Origin of the sequence: Ochrobactrum sp. SFR4 (assembly GCF_019730395.1) — a bacterium.
In the GTDB taxonomy this organism is placed as follows: domain Bacteria; phylum Pseudomonadota; class Alphaproteobacteria; order Rhizobiales; family Rhizobiaceae; genus Pseudochrobactrum.
Genome location: NZ_JAAPBB010001434.1, coordinates 1 through 233, shown reverse-complemented (window position 1 = coordinate 233; position 233 = coordinate 1). Strand labels below are relative to the sequence as shown.

Here is a 233-nt window from a genome sequence, read left to right as displayed (position 1 = left end):
CAACGCGTAGTATTTCTCAGGCACTTTATGACAATGCCAAACAGGCACGCGATACCGCTGCCGCCGGATTGGAGAAGGCCAAAGCTGCTTTGCGCAAGGCTGAGGATGAACGTGGTTTTGCACAGTTGAAGCCTGATTTTTCCGGTGTGGTTTCAGCTGTGAATGTCGAGGTCGGACAGGTTGTATCGGCAGGACAAAGTATTGTGACCGTAGCGCAGCCTGATGTGCGCGAA

At 52.8% G+C, this 233-nt stretch carries 1 pseudogene; it reads left to right on the top strand.

Annotation, left to right across the window (positions count from 1 at the left end):
• Nucleotides 1–233, top strand: a pseudogene (locus HBA93_RS23755) (efflux RND transporter periplasmic adaptor subunit); the annotation flags it as partial.